The sequence below is a fragment of the Natroniella sp. ANB-PHB2 genome, from assembly GCF_046097105.1.
Classification (GTDB): domain Bacteria; phylum Bacillota; class Halanaerobiia; order Halobacteroidales; family Halobacteroidaceae; genus Natroniella.
This window is the reverse complement of record NZ_CP175562.1, coordinates 731,641-751,941: the sequence shown is the minus strand read 5'-3', so window position 1 is coordinate 751,941 and position 20,301 is coordinate 731,641. Positions and strand designations below refer to the sequence as shown.

The following is a 20,301-nucleotide window of genomic DNA, read 5'->3' as shown; positions in this document are numbered from 1 at the left end:
ATGTTCTACTCGCTGAACAACTATTTTATAAACTTCTTTGCATCTTACTCCACTCTATTTTACTAATTCAAGTCTTTTGAACCGAACTAATCTCATAATTTTCCTTCTGTAAATATCTTTCTAAAGCTATACTACTTAAAATTACCAGTGGCATCGATACTAAAATTCTAATTAAAGAAAATTTAGCTCCTAAAAAAGAAGCCTCAAATAAGGTCATCGGCACTCTAACCACTGCTGCCGCTCCAATATAGGTAAAGATTATAGCTAACCTAGCTCCTTTATTATATAAGCTATGAGCAACTGGAAAAGCTACATATAATCCACCCACAGCAGTTTCAGCTAATAAAATTGCCCATAAGAAAGCTAATGCTCCTGATTGATCTCCTAAATAACTTTCAATAGTCTCTCGATCAACCCAAACTTCAAAAAGTCCAATTAATAAAAATACTAAAGGAACAAACTTGACCATCGTTATTGCAAAATCAACAAAATTATTATAAATTCCTGTACCAACCTGATAATCAAATCCAAAGCTAATTACAATAAAAATAATAAATATCATTACAAACCAATACCTTCTCACTCTACTCATACTAACCCCACCTCTCCATAAACTAAACCTATTATTATAGAAACAATCAATGCTATTGCTAAACCAATCAAGTTTCTAATGATAGTCACCTTGTGTCCAAAAAACTCTTTTTCTATTGGATAAGTCACTACTCCAACCATCATCATCGTTGTAGTAAAGGCAGCCAATACAGTATAATTAACCCCTTTAGTAGCTAAAACACCTGCCAGAGGAAACGCAACAAAACCTGGCATAAAAGAAATACTTCCTACTAAGATAGCAAAAACTAAGCTAAATAAATAATTACCCTCTCCTAAATAAGCAATAATCAATTCATCAGAAATAAAATAGAGTGAAATTGCTACTAAAATTATCATATTTAAAAAGACTGGTAAGTTCTTAAGTAATTTTTTTAGCCCTATCTTTAACCCCTTAACAGTCTTCTCTCGATCAAGTAAAAATAAAATGACGATCAATAAAATTGAACTTGTATATAACATAGTATCTCCTTTCCGTTACCAAAATTTACTCTACTTTCTCACAACTAATCTAAAAGATATAAACTCCTTTTAAAAGAAGCTTATATTTACTCTTAGCTTATAAACTAGGAGTTTTAACATTTAAAACCACAAATTTTTGATTTTGATCTGCCTCAAGGCTCATCAACTACATCACCAGGCTCTAAAACCAAATTCATAATCTGCACATCATCATTTTTCAGAATCTTCTTAGCTACTACACCACGCTTATTCTTCTTACCCTCAATCTGATCCATCTTAATAATTTCAATTTTTAACTCCTCCTTTTATTTAATTACAAAATCAGTCTTGATCTCACTCTTAGGATCCAACGTATTCATTACCAAACAACGCTGATGGGACTCTTCTAATACCTCTTCCAACTCTTCTGCTGTTACATCTGCTCAACCAACAACGAGGACAGATCCTATGTTAAAAATCCAGCTTGACTGATCACTCTCCAAATGCTTTTGGTCATTTGAAACTCTCCTCTCCATAATGAATGAACATTCATTCATTGATAATACATATATATATACCTGTAATCACTTCTTTAAACCAAGCCAATATAAGTTGATCAATTCTTTTTTAGCCTGAGCAAAATTATATTTTTCACTTCTAGATACTTTAACAGCCATTCCATGTAATGAATTAAAAATAATATTAGCTACCAATTTACTATTTACCTCTCTAATCTCCCCCTTCTCTTCTGCTTGCTCTAGTAATTGAGCAATTAAATCAGGTATTTGGTTCATAAACTTCTCTACTGTCTGTAAATTATTTTTGCTTGGTAATCTACATTCTTGCGTTAAAACAGTTGTAGTAGTAGGATTAGCCTCTAATTCACTAAAATGTTTATTTAAAAAGATTATTACTTTCTGTTGAAAAGAAACATCTTTATTCTTCAACTCTTCTAAAAATCTAACTCTCTTTGTCAATTCAACTTCAAAAATATACTCCAAGATTTCTTTTTTATTAGCAAAATAATTATAAACAGTCCCTACTGCAACTCCTGCTCCTTCTGAAATCATCTTTACTGTTGTATTATAATAGCCCTCCTGAACAAACAGCTCAATTGCACTCTGTCTAACCAATTCTCTTTTGCTCATCTTTAACCCCCCTAACCTTTTAAACTGAATGATAGTTCATTCAGTTATATTTTACTAGCCTATTCCATAAACTTCTGTAATATAGATCACATTAGCTATGAATTTATCTTTTCCAATAACAATGTGCATTATAAAAGGAAAATCTAAATTATTAGTTAAGTATATAATAAGTAACAAAGAAAGGAGGTAACTGATGCCCCATAAATTTGATCCAAAGCAGATGCACAAATTAGAGAGTGAAGAGCGAAAGAAGTTACTACCAGCTAAAGAAACTTTAAAAAAATTACTCTTAGAAAAAGGAGATGATGTAGCTGACATTGGCTGTGGTATCGGCTACTTTACTATTCCAGCTGCCAAATTAATAACTGAAGAAGCTACCATTTATGGTGTTGATACTTCAAAGCAGATGCTAAATGAATTAGAAAAGAGAGTAACAAAGCAAGGTCTAACTAATATTAAATTAGTTAATGGAGAAGAATATCAGGCTAATATTCCTAACAATTCTATTGACTTCATCTTAATTTCAAATGTAATTCATGAAATCGATGATCAAGATAGATTTTTAGCTAATTACCTTAAAAAATTAAAAATAGAAGGTAAATTAGCAATTATTGATTTTAAAAAGAAAGAAAATACAATTGGCCCTCCACTAAAAGATCGAATTTCTCAACAGGAATTACTTAATACCCTTGATAACCATTCTTTAAATGTAATTAAAAATATAAGTTTAAATAATCAACAATATGGTATAATAGCTAAAAAGATCTAATGAAATGAATTCCTGATAAGTAAAGCTTATAAATAACAAAAAGGGATGACTTAAGTCATCCCTTTTTGTTATTTAACTCTTCTACTAAAAAATTAACTTTAGCCTGTAATTGATTAATTTATCTCAACTGAGAATAAAAAACACCTATAACCAAACAGAATTTATACCCTAACCAAGCAATTCCAGTTGACTTGTTAATTTGTTTAGCATTCTTAAAGTTCCTTCTGCATTTGTAGTCTGTTTTTGAATATCTGCACTGAATTGATTATTGGTATCTTCAATTGAATCAATAACTTCATCCAACTCATTACTTGCTTCAACTGTCTCATCAAATTGTTCAGATATCTCCTCCATATAGCTGAGTACTTCTTCTACTTGAGCCGAAACTTCTTCTGAGTTTGCCGCTTGTTCCTGAGTAGCTGCACCGAGTTCATTATTACTACCTTCAATGGCATCGATTAATTCATCTAATTGATTACTGGTTTCAACCGTCTCATCAAATTGTTCAGCTATCTCTTCCATATAGATAAGCACTTCCTCTATCTGAGCTGAAACTTCCTCTGAATTTGCTGCTTGTTCTTCAATGGCTGCACTGAACTGACTATTAGTACCTTCAATAGCATCGATTAATTCATCTAATTGATTACTAGCTTCAACCGTTTCATCAAATTGTTCAGATATTTCTTCTATATGGCTGAGTACTTCCTCTGCTTGACCTGCAACTTCTTCTGAATTTGCTGAGATTTCCTCAACAGAAGCACTTGTCTCTTGAGTTTGAGCAGTCTGGTCATTAGATAAGTCAACCATACTTGTCATTAAAGAATATACTTCATCAGAACTATCCAAAATCTCTTTAAAGACTTGATTAACAGTATTATTTTTGTTTGAGTTATTATTTAATAGATTACGAACCGTATCAACTTCATCTTTTATTTCTTTCAAAATATTTTGAATTTCAATTGTAGAATCATTACTTTTCACTGCTAACTGTCTTATTTCTTCAGCTACAACTGCAAAGCCTTTGCCATATTCTCCTGCTCTAGCTGCTTCAATTGCTGCATTCAATGACAATAAATTAGTCTGCTTAGTTATTTCTTTGATCGATTCTGAAATTATATCAACTTTGTCAACTTTATTTTGTAAACTGTTAGTTGCTGCTATCGATTCATCTACAATATTGCTACCCTGCTTAATTAAATTATTAGTACTTTCCATTTCTCGCAGACAACTTTCAGCTCCACTCTGTACATTTTCAGCATTACCCGCTAAATCTTCAACGACAGTAGCTACTTCTTCAATCTCTTGTGCTATTTCTCCAACTGCATCAGATGATTCTTCCATTGTAGTTATTACTTCTTTAACTGCTTTATTGCCTTCATTGTTGGCTTGATTGAGTTGTCTAATACTAGAAAAACACTCATTGATCTGTTCTTGTAACTCATTACTATTATCTGCCATCTCTTGGGCCGTGCTTGCCATCTCTTCAACGGCATTGGCCGAGCCTTGCATTGTAGTTAATACTTCTTTAGCCGCTTCATTCCTCTCATTATTAGCTTGATTGAGTTGTTTAACACTTGAAAAACAGCCATTAATCTGCTCTTGCAACTCATTACTATTATCTGCCATCTCTTGGGCTGTGCTTGCCATCTCTTCAACAGCATTGGCCGAGCCTTGCATTGTAGTTACTACTTCTTTAACTGCTTCACTCCCCTCGTTATTAGCTTGATTGAGTTGCCTAATACTTGAAAAGCAGTCCTTAATCTGCCCTTGCAAATCACTACTATTATCTGCCATCTTATGAGCCATATCTGTTGAATTCTTAACTTTTGCTTGAAAGTTTTCATTGTTCGCCTTAGTTTGATTCAAAAAATTATTTATCCGACTATTAATTAACCTTACTAAACCTAAACCTATGACCAATGAAGCTAGGCTAATTAAAAAGAAAGCTCTTGTTTCTAAATTGCTCAACTGAAAACGATGTCTTATGAATAATAAATAAAGACTAAGCCCAATATTCATTACTAACATTAATAAAAAACAACCCATAATCTGATTTTTCAAATTAATATTACTAAACATAGTTCTCCCCCCCTTAATCTCTATTGACTAATCTTATAATTTAACCTAACAATTAGCTTGTCTAATAATTTACAAAAAAATAATTTTTATCTACACTTATAAACTATCTTCTATATTATCCTTTATTATCCTTCATGTTAAGTATAAAAATTATCTTACTTATAATCTTATCTTAAATCACTTAATTTTTTTGTTAACAATTTAAAAGGCCTTCTAGTTTAAACTAGAAGGCCCACTCTTACTAATTCTGTTGAACTTGATATTCAAAACCGAATATGTCAGCAATCATTTTTGGTATTTCAGTATTATCTAACATTCCATCAAAATTATCTGCTCCTATACCATAGGCAAAAACCGGAACAGTATTAGCAGTATGTCCTCCAGTACTGTCACTTCTTGCTCTAGTCTTCCGGTGCATTACCCCTCCATCATAATAATAAGCAATAATACTTCCAATTTCCCATCCAACTATATGCTCAGCAACGAGTCTTCCCTCTGGATCATTTCCATCCCAAACATTATCTTGAAACTCTTCTACCTCTTCATCACTAAGCTCAATATTGGCATATTCAGAGAGGACTTCTCTAATACTTTCCTCAGTATAATTGTTCGTTTCTTCATCTATCTCCAGCTGTTGGGCCATATATTCAGGCGATACAACAATCTCTTTGAAGCTTTCGACATCCATAACTTCTGATGCAGCAATCCCCATCGTTTCATGATCTGATTTGACAATAACTAATGTATCTCCATTTTCTTCTGCCCAATTGACAGCATACTCTACTGCTTCATCAAAGTCAATCATCTCTCTCCAGATACCACCAAAGTCTGCTGCATGTGATGCATGGTCTACCCTTGCTCCCTCTAGCATTAAAAAGAAACCATCTTCATTTTGTGAAGCAGTTTCGATTGCTTTTTTTGACATCTCTACAAGAGAAGGCTCTTCACTTTCTAAGATCTCTCTATCTCCTACATAATTCATAAAGGAAGGATGAAAGAGACCCAAAATTCTTGTCTCAGCAGTAGGTTCTATACTCGCTAATTCTTGTCTATCCCTAGGAATTTCATAACCTTCCTCTTCAAAAGCAGCAATTAAGTCTTCACCATCTTGTGCTTCTGGTTGGAAAAATCTCTCTCCACCACCTAAGGCTATATGATATTCATTTTCATAAATCTGTCGAGCTATCTCCGCTTGATTACCTCGAGCTTCAGTTTTAGCAACATAAGCTGCTGGTGTAGCATCTGTAACAGTATTCGTAGAAACAACACCAACCGTCTTGCCTTGTTCTTTAAAAATATCCAATACACTTACCAATTCCTCACCATCCGGGCCAACACCAACCATACCATTATTAGTCTTAGCTGCATTGGCAAGTGCTGTACCCGCGGCAGCAGAATCAGTAACATCATAGTCGGCTGAATAAGTCCTAGCTAATGCTACATGAGGAAGGGTTTCCATAAATAATTCTCCCTCCCTACCATGTTCAAACAAACGTGCAACTTCCATTTGACCTGTTCCCATTCCATCAGCAATCATAACGATTACATTGTTAGGTCTTGCTTCCTCTTGTTCTTGCGGAGGAGTTTCTTGTGGAGCACAAGCTGTTAACAGAAAAATAAACAACAATACAAATAAGATCTTAAAGTTACGTTTCATTTTATTTCCTCCTTACTTACTGTCTGTTAATATTAAAATTAACTTTTTTGCTATTATTTATTCTTAAAAAAGATTTTTTTAGCAAGGAGAAAATTACCTTTACTTAAATTTCAAATTAAATTATATTATCATAGACCTTATCTTTTAAATAAATTAATTATCTTCTGCCAAATATTCTTCAGCCACTTATCTTGCTCAGATTGCTTATTAGTCTGAAATTGATCTAGAAATTTTTTTAATTCTCTTTCTTCCTGAGACGTAATATTTCTAGATACTTCCTCAAAGCCTTCTGGAACAAAACTAACTTCCTCCCATTTATCAACATTCAGCTTTTTAATAATCTCTTTACTGCGATTAATAACTTTAACTCCATTACTCAATTGATAAATCACTTCAGCTCGATCAACATCTTTACTATGATAAATCCGATCTATTTCAATTGTTTTTTCTTTCTTTACCACCTTCTATTTTCCTCCTTCTGAATAAATTATATCTTTATTTTATAACAAACAAAAGTAAGGTACTTGCAGTTAATTTACATAATCTGATCACATTAAAGGAGCAAACACACGTAATACTGAGCGCCCTAACGATCTATACCATTCAGTATCTTCAAAATCTTCTATAGTTATCTCCTTACAGACTTTTAGCGTATCAAAAAAATCATTTTTCATATCAATGACACTACTACATTTATACATCCAAACACCACATTCAAAGTGTAAATATAAACTCCTATAATCCATATTTATTGTACCGACAACGCCATACTCATCATCTGCTATATAATTTTTTGAATGGATGAATCCTGGAAGATACTCATAGATTCTTACTCCGCTCTCAATAAGAATCTTATAATAAGATCTAGTAACTGCATGAACATACCATTTATCTGCATAATGAGGAGTGATTATACGAATATCAACCCCTCCTTTAGCCGCTGATGATAATGCAGTTACCATTTCATGGTCGATAATCAAATAAGGAGTCGTGATATAAACATACTTTTTAGCCTTATTAATTAAATTAAGATAGGTTATCTCTCCAACAGTTTCATCATCTAGTGGACTATCTGCAAATGGTTGAATATATCCATCTTCATCCTTGCAATTAATTTGTAATAAACTCTCATCATACTTAAACTCTTTTAAATTTTCTTCAATTCCTCTAAGATAATCCCACATAGATAAGAACATTACAGTCATACTCCATACCGCTTCTCCTTTAAGCATAATAGCAGAATCCTTCCAATGTCCATACTTTTCAATCCGGTTTATATATTCATCTGCTAAATTAATACCTCCTGTAAAAGCTGTGTGCCCATCAATTATTGCAATTTTACGGTGATCTCGATTATTAATTTTAGGAGAGAGTATAGGAGTTAAAGGATTAAAAACAGCACACTTAATTCCCATTTTTTCAAGCTTTTCATCATACTTATAGGGCAAAGTAAATAAACAACCTACATCATCATATATAACACGAACATCTACACCATTTGCTGCCTTTTCCACTAATATTTCAAGTATACTATCCCACATCTCACCTTCTTCAATAATAAAATACTCTAAAAAGATATACTCTTTTGCTCCTTTTAATTCTTCCTTTAACCTTTCAAATTTCATCTCTCCAGTTGAAAGGTATTCAGTTACTGTATTACGATGAGGTGGAAAATAGGCATAATCTTGGATATACCTCGACTGATTAGCAGCAATTTTATCTTCTGCTTCTATCTCCTCTAAAATAGACTCTTGAGGTGGTATTGTATTCTTAATTTCATCTCTTATTGATGTCATTTTATTTTTGGCACGCTTACCCAACTTCTTTCCACCAAAGAAGATATAAAATAATCCCCCAAAGATTGGAAATAATAATATAGGTATAATCCATGCTAACTTATAGATCGGGTTCATCTGATTATTTATAATTCCTAAGACTGCAATTATACTGACAAGTATACTTCCCCCATAGAACAGAACAAAGTAATCATTAAATTTTAAAATTACCCCTATTAAAACTAGCAACTGTAATAATATCGCAATAGTCAAGAATGTAATCCTATGAAATAGAAACTTTTTAATAAATTCCATTTTTATCCTCTCTTGAAGTTATTGTCAATCTGATTCGGGCCAACATCTCAACTTAAAGCTATTCTATTTGCCACTCTTTTAAAATATAAAATTAATAGATTCTAATTAAGACTTATCTTCTATGCAGAAATGTTATTTTAATCTTCTTTCTCTTTAACATTTTCAAAATACTCTTTCATATAATCTGAGATTGGAGTTAAAAGCTGAATTAACTCATCTTGTTCATTCGAATCTAGAAATTTTAATGATTCTAGTAAAAATTTTTGTCTAGCTTCTACAATAGATTTTAATATACTCTCCCCTTTAGATGTAACCTCTAATAAAACTTCCCTTCTATCTTCTAAATTCCTGTATCTCTTCACTAGACCTTCCTTGGTCAAGGCATCTATAATTACAGTTAAAGTACTATTTGCCATATAAGCTTTATCAGTTAACCCAGTCATATTTATAGGTTGTAAGTTATCAAGTAACCATAAAATATGAAATCGTGGTGAGGTTAATTCTAACTTTAAAACTTCTTCTTTGGTCTGCAAAAAAACAAACTTATGAATATCTTTCAAAAGATTGTCAATTTCCTTCACTTTTCTCTTAGATCTCACTTTTAGTAAACACTTCCTTTATTTTTGATTTATAATATTTAGTAGTTATAAATATTATAAATCAAAAATACTCCATTTGCAACTAAGCCTTTAATCTAATATTCTTTCTAAATCACAAATAAAAATAAGTAGTTAGCCACTTTATTGAATTGCATAATATGAGAAAGAAAAATCTTGTAATCAAATTTAAAATAGAATATAATATAAACAAATTGATCCTTTTTGGAGGGAAGTATTATGTTAATTACAAATACAGAGGTAGTTGCAAATAAAGAAATCAAAGAAACTTTAGGATTAGTCAAAGGCAACACTATTAAAGCTAGACATATCGGAAGTGATATTGGAGCTTCATTAAAAAATTTGGTTGGTGGTGAAGTCAAAGGATATACCAAAATGATCTCTGAAGCTAGAGAGGAAGCTGTTGAGAGAATGATTAAAGAAGCTGAGAGAGTGGAAGCTGATGCAATTGTTAATGTCCGTTTTTCTACTTCTCAAGTTATGCAAGGAGCTGCAGAAATTTTAGCTTATGGAACTGCTGTAAAATTGAAGTCATAACAAGATTGAATTAAATCCTGCCCTCAACTAAATTCTTTTTTAAGCTCTAACTAAAAATCATTTTTTGTTAACTTGTATAGCCTAAAAAACAGATAATATACTTACTCATGAAGTATTAAATGATATATAATTAAACAACTCAAAAAGTTTTATTTACCTAGTAATTAGGTAAGGAGGATTTATATGGCTAATAAAAGATTATATCGTAATATTAATGATAAAATGTTAGCAGGTGTTTGTAGTGGGATTGCAACATATTTTGATTTAGATCCAAGCTTAATTAGATTGTTATGGCTATTTTTTACATTAATCTTTGGAACTGGTTTTTTACTCTATATTGTTGCTTGGATAATAATACCTAAAAAAGACCAATCACCTGATGATAACTATACAGAAATAAAATAAAAAATAGCCTCCTTAAAGTATTACTTTAAGGAGGCTATTTTACTATTTTGAAATAATATTAAAATTTACATTTCTAATTAAATCTTAAACTGCTCTACTAACCTTTGTAAGTTCTGAGCCATCTCTGCTAGCTCCTGCGATGAATTAGAAATCTCATTAGACATATTGCTTATATCATTTGTTGCATTTGTTATCTCATCGCTACTTTGGGCCAACTCATTAGTTGCATTAGCAGTCTGTTCAATTTGACTTGATGTTTCTCGAACTAAACTATTAATCTCATTAAATACCTTTCCTGTTTCCTCTATTATTTCTTGACCTTCTTTCGCCTTTTCTTCTACCTCTTTAACCTTTTTAATCCCTTTTCCAGACTGCTTTTGAGTTTTAATAACTAAATCGGCAATCTTCTCTGTTGCTTCAGCAGTTTCACCTGCTAATTGTCTTATCTCTTCAGCTACAACAGCAAAACCTTGTCCATGCTCACCAGCTCTTGCTGCCTCAATAGAAGCATTTAAGGCCAATAAATTAGTTTGTTCAGCTATATTATTAATTAAGCTGATTATCTGCTCTATTTCTTGAGAAGTAGCATCTAGATCTTCAATCACATCTACAGTTTCCTTAACCTCTTTATTTATCTTTTTAATACTACTTACTGCATTTTCAATATTTTGACTACCTATATCAGCTTGTGAATAAGCTTCCTCAGAAAAGCCTGTAACCTCTTCAGCACTAGCTGAAATCTGTTGAATACCAGCTGACACATCATTTATTAAATCATTAGTAGTTTCTATCGTAGCATTCCCCTCTTCAGAAGAGGCGGATAACTCCTCACTATAAGCCGATAACCCTTCAATGTTATCGATTATATTCTTCAAAATCCCCTTCATAGAAGAGCTTATTTTATTAAAACCCCTTGCTAACTTTCCAATCTCATCTTCTCTTTCAGTCCACTCTTTTGCTAACTCATCTCTAAAATCACCACGTGCCATCTTTTCACATTGAGTTACCGTTAACTCTAAAGGCTTACTGATACTATTAGATATCTTATATAAGATTGTTGCAAGAATAATAAATAATAATAGAGCTATGATTCCTATTGTTACTCTAGTTTGGGTAACTGTCGAATAAATTTCAGCCATAGAAAACCCTAGATTAATAGCACCAATATGTTCTCCATCTATCACAACAGGTAATAAAACATCATAAACATCAACACCTGCTGCATCATAATAATACTCATCGGCATAAAACTCTCCCTCTACTGCTGCTGTTATACTACCTTCATCAGTCAGCTCGATACCTATTCTATCTGTATTGCTATGTGCTACTGCTTCTAGATCATTACTTATAAAGAGAGCATAAACGACATCTTCATTTGAAGCAACCCTCTCTACTAAGTTTTGATAACTAAACCTTTCATTCAAATCAGTTATAACATCTGCACTTATACCAACTTGTACAAGATCATCATTTTCACTTTTTACATACCCATACTTTAAATAGCTATCCGACTGAACATCTTGTCTTATATCCTCCATAAAATATGTTCCATCACTTGAGATAAAATCTAAAGCAGCATGATCTTCTGGCAATGAAATTCCATCATACCCATGAGTAGAATAGACTACCTCACCTTCACTACTAATCCAATTAATCTCATGAACATCTAAATCATCTGCTACCTCTTGTAAATATTGATTGCTTAAATTATCCTGATTAGACAAAAGTAAATCTCCTGTATTCTTAATATTCTCCTCTAGCAATTCATTTACTGTCTCTAAAGAATTGTTATTATCTTCTATTTGGCCTATAATTTGATTACTCAGATTATAACCTTCTTCTCTCTTTTGCTCAAGTGAGCTACTTCTCATAAATTGTAATGCTATAATACTGACGACTAAAATAGCAATTAATAATAAAATAATTGGTATCCCTACAATTTTAAACTTAATTGACTTAAGACCTTCTAACTTATTTTGTAAAAACATTAAAACCCTCCTATTTTATCAAGATTTAATCTTCTACTATGATTATTAACAGTTAAAAACTGTAAAGATTAATTTTATTATATATGTTTTTACGACATAAATCAACTAAATTAGCCAGTTTATTCATTGTTAAAATTACAGGAGGATAAAAATAAAAAAGCCAGACCTGGCTAAGGTCTGACCGAAAGAAAGCATCTAGAATCAAGAGAAATTTACACTCTTAACCAAGTAGTTTTATTTGAGCCGTCAATTTATTTAACAGCCCTAAAGTTTCTTCTTCATTTATAGTCTGTTTTTGAATATCTGCACTAAATTGATTATTAGTATCTTCAATTGTATCAATTACTTCATCCAATTGATTACTAACTTCAACTGTCTCACTAAATTGTTCAGATATCTCCTCCATATAGATAAGTGCTTTTTCCACCTGAGCTGAAACCTCTTCTGAGTTTGCCGCTTGTTCTTGGGTAGCTGCACCGAGTTCATTATTACTTCCTTCAATGGCATCGATTACTTCATCTAACTGATTACTGACTTCAACCGTTTCATCAAATTGTTCAGATATCTCTTCCATATAGCTGAGTACTTCTTCTACTTGAGCCGAAACTTCCTCTGAATTTGCTGCTTGTTCTCCAATAGCTACACTGAATTCATTGTTAGTATCTTCAATAGCATCAATTACTTCATCTAATTGATTGCTAGTTTCAACCGTTTCATCAAATTGTTCAGATACTCCCTCCATATGGCTAAGTACTTCCTCTACTTGAGCAGCAATTTCTTCTGAATTTGCTGAAATTTCCTCAACAGAAGCACTTGTCTCCTGAGTTTGAGCCGCTTGGTCATTTGATAAATTGACCATATTTGTCATTAGAGAGTATACTACATCTGAACCATCCAAAATCTCTTTAAATACTTGATTAACAGTATCATTTTCATTAGAATCATTAATTAATAAGTTACGAACCGTATCAACTTCATCTTTTATCTCTTTTAAAATGCTTTGGATCTTCATTGTAGAATCATTACTCTTTACTGCTAGCTGCCTTATTTCTTCAGCTACAACTGCAAAGCCTTTACCATGCTCTCCTGCTCTAGCTGCTTCAATTGCTGCATTCAATGACAATAAATTAGTCTGCTTAGTTATCCCTTTGATCGATTCTGAAATTATATCAACTTTGTCAACTTTATTTTGTAGACTATTAGTTGCTGTTATAGATTGATCTACAATATCGCTACCTTTCTTAATTAAATTATTAGTACTCTCCATTTCTTGTAGACAACTTTCAGCTCCACTCTGTACATTTTCAGCATTACCCGCTAAATCCTCAACGACAGTAGCTACTTCTTCAATTTCCTGTGCTATTTCTCCAACAGCATTAGATGATTCTTGCATTGTAGTTATTACTTCTTTAACTGCTTTACTACCCTCACTGTTGGCTTGGTTGAGTTGTCTAATATTAGAAAAACAATCATTGATCTGCTCTTGCAACTCACTACTATTATCTGCCATCCTTTGGGCTGTATTTGCCATCTCTTCAACAGCATTGGCCGAGCCTTTCATTGTAGTTACTACTTCTTTAACTGCTTGATTTCCTTCATTGTTGGCCCGATTAAGCTGTCTAATACTTGAAAAGCAGCCATTAATCTGCTCTTGCAACTCACTACTATTAACTGCCATCTCTTGGGCTGTACTTGCCATCTCTTCAACAGCATTGGCTGAGCCTTTCATTGTAGTTACTACTTCTTTAACTACTTCATTCCCCTCATTGTTGGCTTGATTGAGTTGTCTAATATTAGAAAAACAATCATTAATCTGCTCTTGCAATTCACTACTATTATCTGCCATCTTTTGAGCCATATCTGTTGAATTCTTAACCGTTTTTTGAAGTTTATTATTCTCTGTCTTAGTCTTGCTCAAAAAACTACTTATCTGACTATTAATCAGTCTTATTAAAGCTAAACCTACAATCAATGAAATTAGGCTAACCAAAAAGAAAGCACTCATTTCTGAATTACTCAACTGAAAACGATACCCCATAAATAACAGATAAGAACTGAAACAAATATTAATTGCTAACATTACTAGAAAACAAAGCATTATCTTCCTTTTTAAATTTTTCTTAATTAAATTAAACATATTTTTAACCTCCCCAACACTCCAAGTTTTTTAAATCTCTTGCGATAAATATTTCAATAAAACAACAATATTTTCTTTCATTACTATCTAATACTTCAATTTTATTTAATTTCCAATAACCTTATGCTTTATCTTCTACATTCTTCTGTAGTTTCCTTTAATTCAAACTAAAATTTTTGTTGATAATACTCACTAATTTCTCCATTAGAGATGAATATGCATTTTTGAAACTAAAAGCATTTTAGACATTACTATACTCTGTTATAAATAGTCGCTTAGGGCCCTTTTTAAGGATTAGAAAAGTAATTGAAAATTATAACAACAAATAAAATAGCCCTCAAGGGTTGTTTTTATTAGAGAAGTAAAAACTGATTCTTTTTCTATGGATCTAAGAACCTATCCTAAGCATATAACATATAATAAAAAAAACTACGAAAGGAATGAACAACATGAGTGATGATTATGTAATTGACCCACGTCATCCAAAAAGACTTATTAGGTTAAAGGATTATGGACCATCTCCCTTTGTAATTAATATTGCAGCGGCTACTAAACAAAATGATTTTTTCCGTATCGCTTTATGGACAGGAGAATATTTGCAACTTACCTTGATGAGCATCAATCCTGGTGATGACATAGGTCTAGAAGTTCATGATGACCACGATCAATTCATACGTATTGAAAGAGGGCAAGGAACTGTTCTGATGGGAGATAGAAGAGATCAGTTAGATTTTCAAGAGAGATTCTATAATGGCTATGCAATATTTATCCCTGCTGGTAAATGGCACAATGTAATCAATACAGGTCGTACACCACTTAAATTATACTCTATTTATGCTCCACCTGAGCATCCACGTGGTACAGTTCATGAAACTAAAGAAGATGCTGAAGAATACAGTGGATAATAAAACTTTTACTAATATGAGCATATCTAAAAGTTTGTATAAGTTTAATTAGACAAGATATAGTTGAAATAAACATATTTTTTATATAACCATATAGGCATTTATGAGACATCCTGAGGTTTCGCGATGTCTCACTAATGCTTGGCAACCTCATTTCAAGCAATCCAATCCTCACATAAGTCAGTTCGTCTCTAATCTATTCACATCAGTTAAAAGTGGCTAAACCTCTGTTATATGAAGTTTTGCTCCCCTCTTTTTCTGATTACCTTCTAATATTTAATTACTTTTTTATTTGTATTGCATAATATGTAATACAAATGTTATAATATAAGCGAGGTGATATTTATGAAAACTATAAAACTACGTAAAGTTGGAAATAGTTATGGTTTTACTATTCCTAAAGAACTAATGGAAAAATACCAATTAAAAGAAGGAGAAGAACTGCATGTCATTGAAGAAAATGATGGATTTACCTTAACTCCTTATGACCCAGATTTTGAAGAATGGACTGAATCTTTTAAAAAGACTAATGAAAAATATAAAAACACATTAAAGGCATTAGCAGAATGAAAGGTATTATTTTTATTCCAAAACAAATAATTTTACATTTTCATGAACAAATTATTCAACTTTATGGAGGAAGTACAGGCATAAGAGATGAAGAATTATTAGATTCAGCCCTTGAACAACCAAAGGCAACTTTTGATGAATCTTATTTGCATAATTCAATAGTTAAAATGGCATCAGCTTATGGTTTCCATCTATGCAAAAACCACCCTTTTATAGATGGAAATAAACGTATTGCACTTGTTTCAATGGATACATTTCTACAAAAAAATGGTTATGAAATAACTGCTTCTGAAAAAGAAACTTATAAAATAATAATCGCTCTTTCATCTAGCGAAATATCAAAAGAAGAGCTTACAAAATGGTTACAACAAAATACTAATTCTATTTAACCCCTTGGTATTTAAACTAAATATCAAGGTCTTTTCTTTTTGAAATTATTTTTAATTTCACTTAGCAAAAATCTGGTAGGTAAGCGGGTCGCCCCGCCTTTCCCCCATCAGAACTGTGCGTGACAGTTTCCCGTCACACAGCTCAAGCAGTTACTTACCAACCTTCGGATTGGCAATAGTATATTTCTATACTATCTGACCTTTCAGAATATGAGTCTGTTAACTTTAATTGTCTGCGGTCGCCCACTCACTAAAGAGTTATTTGGCTTGCCACATTCACAAAGTTCTTATTCCTTCCAGCCTTAAACCACCTTTTAGGAAGTCTGCCTCCTTTCAGAGTGGGGCAAATTTTGAACCCCTATCTATCTCATTACAAGATAGCCTTCGCTTTTTCCAATCTCTTATGCCCACTAAGTATTGTATCACGACAATCTTTTGACCTACCTGATATTATCAGGAACTCATTGGGTTTTCCCAATTTTATACCTTAGCCAATTCATACTGTCTTAGATTTTACCTTTACTCCGAAGATATTGGTCTATTTGTCAAGCAATACGACAACTTACCTGACCCCATCTCACACCTTTTGGTCATAGTGTACCAGCCTAATTTCACTATTCACGTTTGACGAAGCTTTCGGTAATTCAATTAATTTAATCTTAACAGTATATTTACCCTAGCAATCATCTGTTTTAAGGCTAACAGTCTATTTCACATTGTCCTTACGGCTTAGCACAAAACCGTTACCAGTAATGCACCCGTAAGTAGGATTATTTCAAATAGAATAGATAGTCCAAAGGTCTAATTTTCATTAGACTTAGACAGCCTAAGATATAGCTTAACCCCTGTTATTTCAAGGGCTGGTCGCACTTTCACATAACGTCCCGAGGGTTTACGACGTCCCTATTAATGCTCCTAACTTCAAGTTAAAAATACAATCTGATATAAGTAATCCCAGCCTTAATTCATGCTCATAGCTGGGATGTCGTTAATCGATATTAAGAGTTTCACGACGTCTCATTAAAAAAATTAGCTCAACTTATCTCTAAACACTTTTATAAGTTCTTTTCATGCTTCATTTTATTTCGCACTTAGATGTTGTTAAACTTCTTGTTATATGAAGTGCTGAGCTCCTGTGTGTTGCTATGGAATTTTCTTTTAACTCTTATCCAGTCCAATATATCTTATGGTTTTCTTTTTTCATTTTTTAATTAATCTAAACTATAATTCTTTAACTCTATAAATTAACTATTTCTAATAATTTTCTTAAATCTTTTACAAAAAACTCAATGTTAGAGTAACAATTGTTACCCAGCTATTTCTCTTATGCTATTAATTCTCTATCTTTTAAGATTAAATCATCACTTAATTTCTTTCCTAATATAATCAATAAAAGAGCTAAGCTCCCTGATTTAAATTCTTGACCTTTGATTAGTTTCTTTCCACATTCAGGGCAGATTGATTTATCATTTTTTCCTTCACTTTCACAATAATCTTGCCACTTTAAATTTTCTATATCTTTTACTCCATCTTGTCCTAACAGCTTCCTACACCTATTCAACCCTTCTTTTTTACAGCTAGCATATAGTCCATAATGTCTTACTACTTTCAAATGAGGCCTTGGTACATGTAATAAAAATCTACGGATAAACTCTTCTGTTCTAAGAGTCATTATCTTTCTCTTCCTACCATCTTTATTATCTTTATAATAAAACTTAACTTCTTTTTCATTATAAAAAATTATTCTTCTATTAGATATTGGGCCACCTTTTATATAATCCCCAAGATATTTTATTACTCCATTTCCATAAACAGCTTCTCGATCTATATTTACATTCCAATCTTTTTTTCTTTCTTTTCTTAGCATTTCATGGGTTTCATAATAGTTCTTGTTTGATGGTATCTCCATTTCTCCATTATAAACTGTATTATGTATTTCATCTAAAAACTTGCCTCTAAATACTTTCATTAATTCTTGTACTGGTAATAAATAATTCTCTTTGCTTTCTTTCCAGTTCTCTGCCTTCGTAACTCCACCACCTGTTATTAGGCAATGTAGGTGAGGGTGAAAGGCTAAATTTTCTCCCCAAGTTTGTAATGTAGCTATCATTCCCGGGGTTGCTCCTAAGAATTTCTTGTTAGATAACATATTAAATAATGCTTCTTTTACACTTTTAAATAATATTCCTGTTATCTTCTTAGGATTCAACAACCACAACTCATTTAATTCATGAGGTATAGTAAAAACTGCATGATGATGGTGGGTATCTAGAACCTTAGCTGTTTGCTTTCTTTTCCATTCTTCCTTTTGCATCCCTGTACATTGAGGACATGATCTGTGCTTACAGGAATTATACCAAACTCTATAAAAATGACCGTCCGGACATTTTTGAATGTGTCCTCCCATTGCTTCTGTTCGGCAATTAATTATGTTCCAAGCTGCTTTTCTTGCGTGATTTGCTAGTGCATACTCTTTTTCGCATTGGTTATAATATTTTGTAAAGATATCTTGTATCGCAGCCATTTTATATCACTCCTGAAAAAACTTTTTCGAGAAAACTACATAATATCGTTCCCGAAAAAATCCTTCCTTATTCCCTATGCGAAGCATTTAATATAACTGCTGTTATCTGACGTATCATCTGCTTTTGAACTTATTTAACGTAATAAATCAAGTAGATTGTAATAGTAGTACTTTCTATTTCTAACCTTATTATCAGAATATATAATTCTCTCTTCTTCTAAAATAGACAGATATCTTCTGCAAGTAGAATCTGGAATTCCTGCTAATGCACTTATTGTCTTTGCATCAAAAATAGGTCTTTGGAACATACTCTTGATTAAATCTACTACATTAGTACTATTAATTAAATTCATTGTCTTCTCTAAATCTTTATCATAAAGCTTATCAATCTCATCAACAATATTAATATTCTTCAATGCCTGTTTATTTACACTTTCTAAGAAAAACTTTATCCATTCATTCCAACCATCTTCTAATCTTGTTCTATTAAGTAATCTATAATATTTGTGCTTATCTTTTTCCAACGTTTCACTTATAAATAAATTAGGAGAATCAATTAACTCAACATCATATAAATATAACGGAATTAAAATACGACCTATCCTACCATTTCCATCTAAAAATGGGTGAATAGTTTCAAATTGAGCATGAATAATTGCAATTCTAACTAAAGGATGTAAACTATCTTTAGGTTCATTTATATATTTTTCTAGATTAGACATACATAAATCTACTGACTGTGGCTCTGGTGGTACAAAAGTTGCTGTTTTCATAGTACAACCTTCTGGACCTATAAAATTTTGTATAGAACGATATTCACCTGGTGCTCTACTTTCTCCTCTTACTCCACCACTTAATAATATCTGATGAAGTTCTTTAAACATACGTGTTGAAATAGGTAATCTAGATAAAGCCTGTTTACCATATTGTAAAGCTTCATAGTAATTTAATACTTCTTGAGCATCATCATTTTTTTCTTTTTTATCAATATCAAATTCTAATACTTCATCAAATGTAACTTGTGTACCCTCAATCTTAGTTGACTGAAGTGCTTCTTGTAAACTCAAAGGGGTAATAAGAAAATCTTCATTTATTTTTGATTTCTTTAACATCACCTGAAATTTACCTACACTTGTATTAGCAGAAATTAACTCATCATAAAACTCTAATCGATTTATCTGATCTTCTATTGGTAACCTTAATGGTTCAAATGGTTTCATATTAAAATCATCTCCTTTTTATTTTCAATTTCATACTATTATTATAATACATGTTATTATTATAATCAATTATTTTAATAAAATACATAATTGAAAATAAAAAAAGAGTTTTGAAATGGTTTAAGATGATATGTCAGATAACGTTCCTGAGCTTCACGACGTCCCCTTATTGAAATGCAACTTTATTTAATGCTAATTAATTTCATAAGTCAGTCT

19 protein-coding genes are annotated in these 20,301 nt (G+C 32.0%); 6 read left to right on the top strand and 13 right to left on the bottom strand.

Going from position 1 to position 20,301, the window contains the following annotated elements; genetic code table 11:
- Positions 1–67: 67 nt before the first annotated feature.
- The 4 genes from ACKF5P_RS03755 to ACKF5P_RS03740 form a co-directional block, all read right to left on the bottom strand.
- Positions 68–592: a permease gene (locus tag ACKF5P_RS03755; protein ID WP_408956152.1), complete on the bottom strand. Its 525-nt coding sequence runs from the start codon at positions 590–592 to the stop codon at positions 68–70.
- Positions 589–1,071, bottom strand: a complete 483-nt coding sequence (locus tag ACKF5P_RS03750) for a permease (RefSeq protein ID WP_408956151.1) — start codon at positions 1,069–1,071, stop codon at positions 589–591. The genes ACKF5P_RS03755 and ACKF5P_RS03750 overlap by 4 nt, the downstream gene beginning before the upstream one ends.
- Positions 1,072–1,223: 152 nt before the next feature.
- On the bottom strand, positions 1,224–1,346 hold the full coding sequence (locus ACKF5P_RS03745) for a hypothetical protein (RefSeq protein WP_408956150.1): 123 nt from the start codon (positions 1,344–1,346) through the stop codon (positions 1,224–1,226).
- 288 nt (positions 1,347–1,634) lie between these two features.
- Complete coding sequence (locus ACKF5P_RS03740; protein WP_408956149.1) at positions 1,635–2,198, bottom strand: TetR/AcrR family transcriptional regulator; 564 nt, start codon at positions 2,196–2,198, stop codon at positions 1,635–1,637.
- A 193-nt stretch (positions 2,199–2,391) separates the two neighbouring features.
- Between ACKF5P_RS03740 and ACKF5P_RS03735 the strand changes: the two genes are divergently transcribed.
- On the top strand, positions 2,392–2,967 hold the full coding sequence (locus ACKF5P_RS03735) for a class I SAM-dependent methyltransferase (RefSeq protein ID WP_408956148.1): 576 nt from the start codon (positions 2,392–2,394) through the stop codon (positions 2,965–2,967).
- A gap of 168 nt (positions 2,968–3,135) precedes the next feature.
- On the opposite strand, the gene ACKF5P_RS03730 is transcribed toward ACKF5P_RS03735, so the two are convergent.
- The 5 genes from ACKF5P_RS03730 to ACKF5P_RS03710 all read right to left on the bottom strand — a co-directional run bounded on the left by ACKF5P_RS03730 (position 3,136) and on the right by ACKF5P_RS03710 (position 9,392).
- Entirely contained in the window at positions 3,136–5,046 is a 1,911-nt protein-coding gene (locus ACKF5P_RS03730) for a methyl-accepting chemotaxis protein (protein WP_408956147.1), read from the bottom strand.
- Positions 5,047–5,287: 241 nt separating this feature from the next.
- A complete protein-coding gene (locus ACKF5P_RS03725) occupies positions 5,288–6,703 on the bottom strand; it encodes an alkaline phosphatase (protein WP_408956146.1) in 1,416 nt (471 codons plus the stop codon).
- Positions 6,704–6,840: 137 nt separating this feature from the next.
- Entirely contained in the window at positions 6,841–7,164 is a 324-nt protein-coding gene (locus ACKF5P_RS03720; RefSeq protein ID WP_408956145.1) for a hypothetical protein, read from the bottom strand.
- Between the two features lie 87 nt (positions 7,165–7,251).
- Positions 7,252–8,793: a cardiolipin synthase gene (cls, locus tag ACKF5P_RS03715; RefSeq protein ID WP_408956144.1), complete on the bottom strand. Its 1,542-nt coding sequence runs from the start codon at positions 8,791–8,793 to the stop codon at positions 7,252–7,254.
- A 137-nt stretch (positions 8,794–8,930) separates the two neighbouring features.
- On the bottom strand, positions 8,931–9,392 hold the full coding sequence (locus ACKF5P_RS03710; protein ID WP_408956143.1) for a MarR family winged helix-turn-helix transcriptional regulator: 462 nt from the start codon (positions 9,390–9,392) through the stop codon (positions 8,931–8,933).
- A 237-nt stretch (positions 9,393–9,629) separates the two neighbouring features.
- Between ACKF5P_RS03710 and ACKF5P_RS03705 the strand changes: the two genes are divergently transcribed.
- On the top strand, positions 9,630–9,947 hold the full coding sequence (locus ACKF5P_RS03705) for a YbjQ family protein (RefSeq protein WP_408956142.1): 318 nt from the start codon (positions 9,630–9,632) through the stop codon (positions 9,945–9,947).
- Positions 9,948–10,130: 183 nt separating this feature from the next.
- Positions 10,131–10,352 (top strand): PspC domain-containing protein, encoded by a 222-nt coding sequence (locus ACKF5P_RS03700; RefSeq protein ID WP_408956141.1) that lies wholly within the window; start codon positions 10,131–10,133, stop codon positions 10,350–10,352.
- Positions 10,353–10,429: 77 nt separating this feature from the next.
- On the opposite strand, the gene ACKF5P_RS03695 is transcribed toward ACKF5P_RS03700, so the two are convergent.
- Complete coding sequence (locus ACKF5P_RS03695) at positions 10,430–12,340, bottom strand: methyl-accepting chemotaxis protein (RefSeq protein ID WP_408956140.1); 1,911 nt, start codon at positions 12,338–12,340, stop codon at positions 10,430–10,432.
- Between the two features lie 220 nt (positions 12,341–12,560).
- The gene (locus ACKF5P_RS03690; protein ID WP_408956139.1) at positions 12,561–14,477 is read right to left on the bottom strand and encodes a methyl-accepting chemotaxis protein; all 1,917 of its coding nucleotides are present in this window, start codon (positions 14,475–14,477) and stop codon (positions 12,561–12,563) included.
- A gap of 449 nt (positions 14,478–14,926) precedes the next feature.
- On the opposite strand from ACKF5P_RS03690, the gene ACKF5P_RS03685 reads away from it, so the two are divergent.
- From ACKF5P_RS03685 to ACKF5P_RS03675, 3 genes are all read left to right on the top strand, one after another.
- Positions 14,927–15,382, top strand: a complete 456-nt coding sequence (locus ACKF5P_RS03685; RefSeq protein WP_408956138.1) for a cupin domain-containing protein — start codon at positions 14,927–14,929, stop codon at positions 15,380–15,382.
- Between the two features lie 345 nt (positions 15,383–15,727).
- Complete coding sequence (locus tag ACKF5P_RS03680; protein ID WP_248625090.1) at positions 15,728–15,952, top strand: AbrB/MazE/SpoVT family DNA-binding domain-containing protein; 225 nt, start codon at positions 15,728–15,730, stop codon at positions 15,950–15,952.
- Positions 15,949–16,341 carry a type II toxin-antitoxin system death-on-curing family toxin gene (locus tag ACKF5P_RS03675; RefSeq protein WP_408956137.1) on the top strand — a complete coding sequence of 131 codons (393 nt, stop codon included), beginning with the start codon at positions 15,949–15,951 and terminating at the stop codon, positions 16,339–16,341. Before ACKF5P_RS03680 ends, ACKF5P_RS03675 begins: the two co-directional genes overlap by 4 nt.
- A gap of 1,324 nt (positions 16,342–17,665) precedes the next feature.
- On the opposite strand, the gene ACKF5P_RS03670 is transcribed toward ACKF5P_RS03675, so the two are convergent.
- Positions 17,666–18,865, bottom strand: coding sequence for an IS91 family transposase (locus ACKF5P_RS03670; protein ID WP_408956136.1), 1,200 nt, complete (start codon positions 18,863–18,865; stop codon positions 17,666–17,668).
- Between the two features lie 134 nt (positions 18,866–18,999).
- Positions 19,000–20,085 carry a Fic family protein gene (locus ACKF5P_RS03665; RefSeq protein WP_408956135.1) on the bottom strand — a complete coding sequence of 362 codons (1,086 nt, stop codon included), beginning with the start codon at positions 20,083–20,085 and terminating at the stop codon, positions 19,000–19,002.
- Between the last annotated feature and the right edge of the window lie 216 nt (positions 20,086–20,301).

Excerpts from the sequence above, each read along its gene's own strand:
- ACKF5P_RS03755 (WP_408956152.1), bottom strand. The coding sequence starts at position 592 with ATGAGTAGAGTGAGAAGGTATTGGTTTGTAATGATATTTATTATTTTT.
- ACKF5P_RS03750 (WP_408956151.1), bottom strand. The coding sequence starts at position 1,071 with ATGTTATATACAAGTTCAATTTTATTGATCGTCATTTTATTTTTACTT.
- ACKF5P_RS03745 (WP_408956150.1), bottom strand. The coding sequence starts at position 1,346 with ATGGATCAGATTGAGGGTAAGAAGAATAAGCGTGGTGTAGTAGCTAAG.
- ACKF5P_RS03740 (WP_408956149.1), bottom strand. The coding sequence starts at position 2,198 with ATGAGCAAAAGAGAATTGGTTAGACAGAGTGCAATTGAGCTGTTTGTT.
- ACKF5P_RS03735 (WP_408956148.1), top strand. The coding sequence starts at position 2,392 with ATGCCCCATAAATTTGATCCAAAGCAGATGCACAAATTAGAGAGTGAA.
- ACKF5P_RS03730 (WP_408956147.1), bottom strand. The coding sequence starts at position 5,046 with ATGTTTAGTAATATTAATTTGAAAAATCAGATTATGGGTTGTTTTTTA.
- ACKF5P_RS03725 (WP_408956146.1), bottom strand. The coding sequence starts at position 6,703 with ATGAAACGTAACTTTAAGATCTTATTTGTATTGTTGTTTATTTTTCTG.
- cls (WP_408956144.1), bottom strand. The coding sequence starts at position 8,793 with ATGGAATTTATTAAAAAGTTTCTATTTCATAGGATTACATTCTTGACT.
- ACKF5P_RS03705 (WP_408956142.1), top strand. The coding sequence starts at position 9,630 with ATGTTAATTACAAATACAGAGGTAGTTGCAAATAAAGAAATCAAAGAA.
- ACKF5P_RS03700 (WP_408956141.1), top strand. The coding sequence starts at position 10,131 with ATGGCTAATAAAAGATTATATCGTAATATTAATGATAAAATGTTAGCA.
- ACKF5P_RS03695 (WP_408956140.1), bottom strand. The coding sequence starts at position 12,340 with ATGTTTTTACAAAATAAGTTAGAAGGTCTTAAGTCAATTAAGTTTAAA.
- ACKF5P_RS03690 (WP_408956139.1), bottom strand. The coding sequence starts at position 14,477 with ATGTTTAATTTAATTAAGAAAAATTTAAAAAGGAAGATAATGCTTTGT.
- ACKF5P_RS03685 (WP_408956138.1), top strand. The coding sequence starts at position 14,927 with ATGAGTGATGATTATGTAATTGACCCACGTCATCCAAAAAGACTTATT.
- ACKF5P_RS03680 (WP_248625090.1), top strand. The coding sequence starts at position 15,728 with ATGAAAACTATAAAACTACGTAAAGTTGGAAATAGTTATGGTTTTACT.
- ACKF5P_RS03675 (WP_408956137.1), top strand. The coding sequence starts at position 15,949 with ATGAAAGGTATTATTTTTATTCCAAAACAAATAATTTTACATTTTCAT.
- ACKF5P_RS03670 (WP_408956136.1), bottom strand. The coding sequence starts at position 18,865 with ATGGCTGCGATACAAGATATCTTTACAAAATATTATAACCAATGCGAA.
- ACKF5P_RS03665 (WP_408956135.1), bottom strand. The coding sequence starts at position 20,085 with ATGAAACCATTTGAACCATTAAGGTTACCAATAGAAGATCAGATAAAT.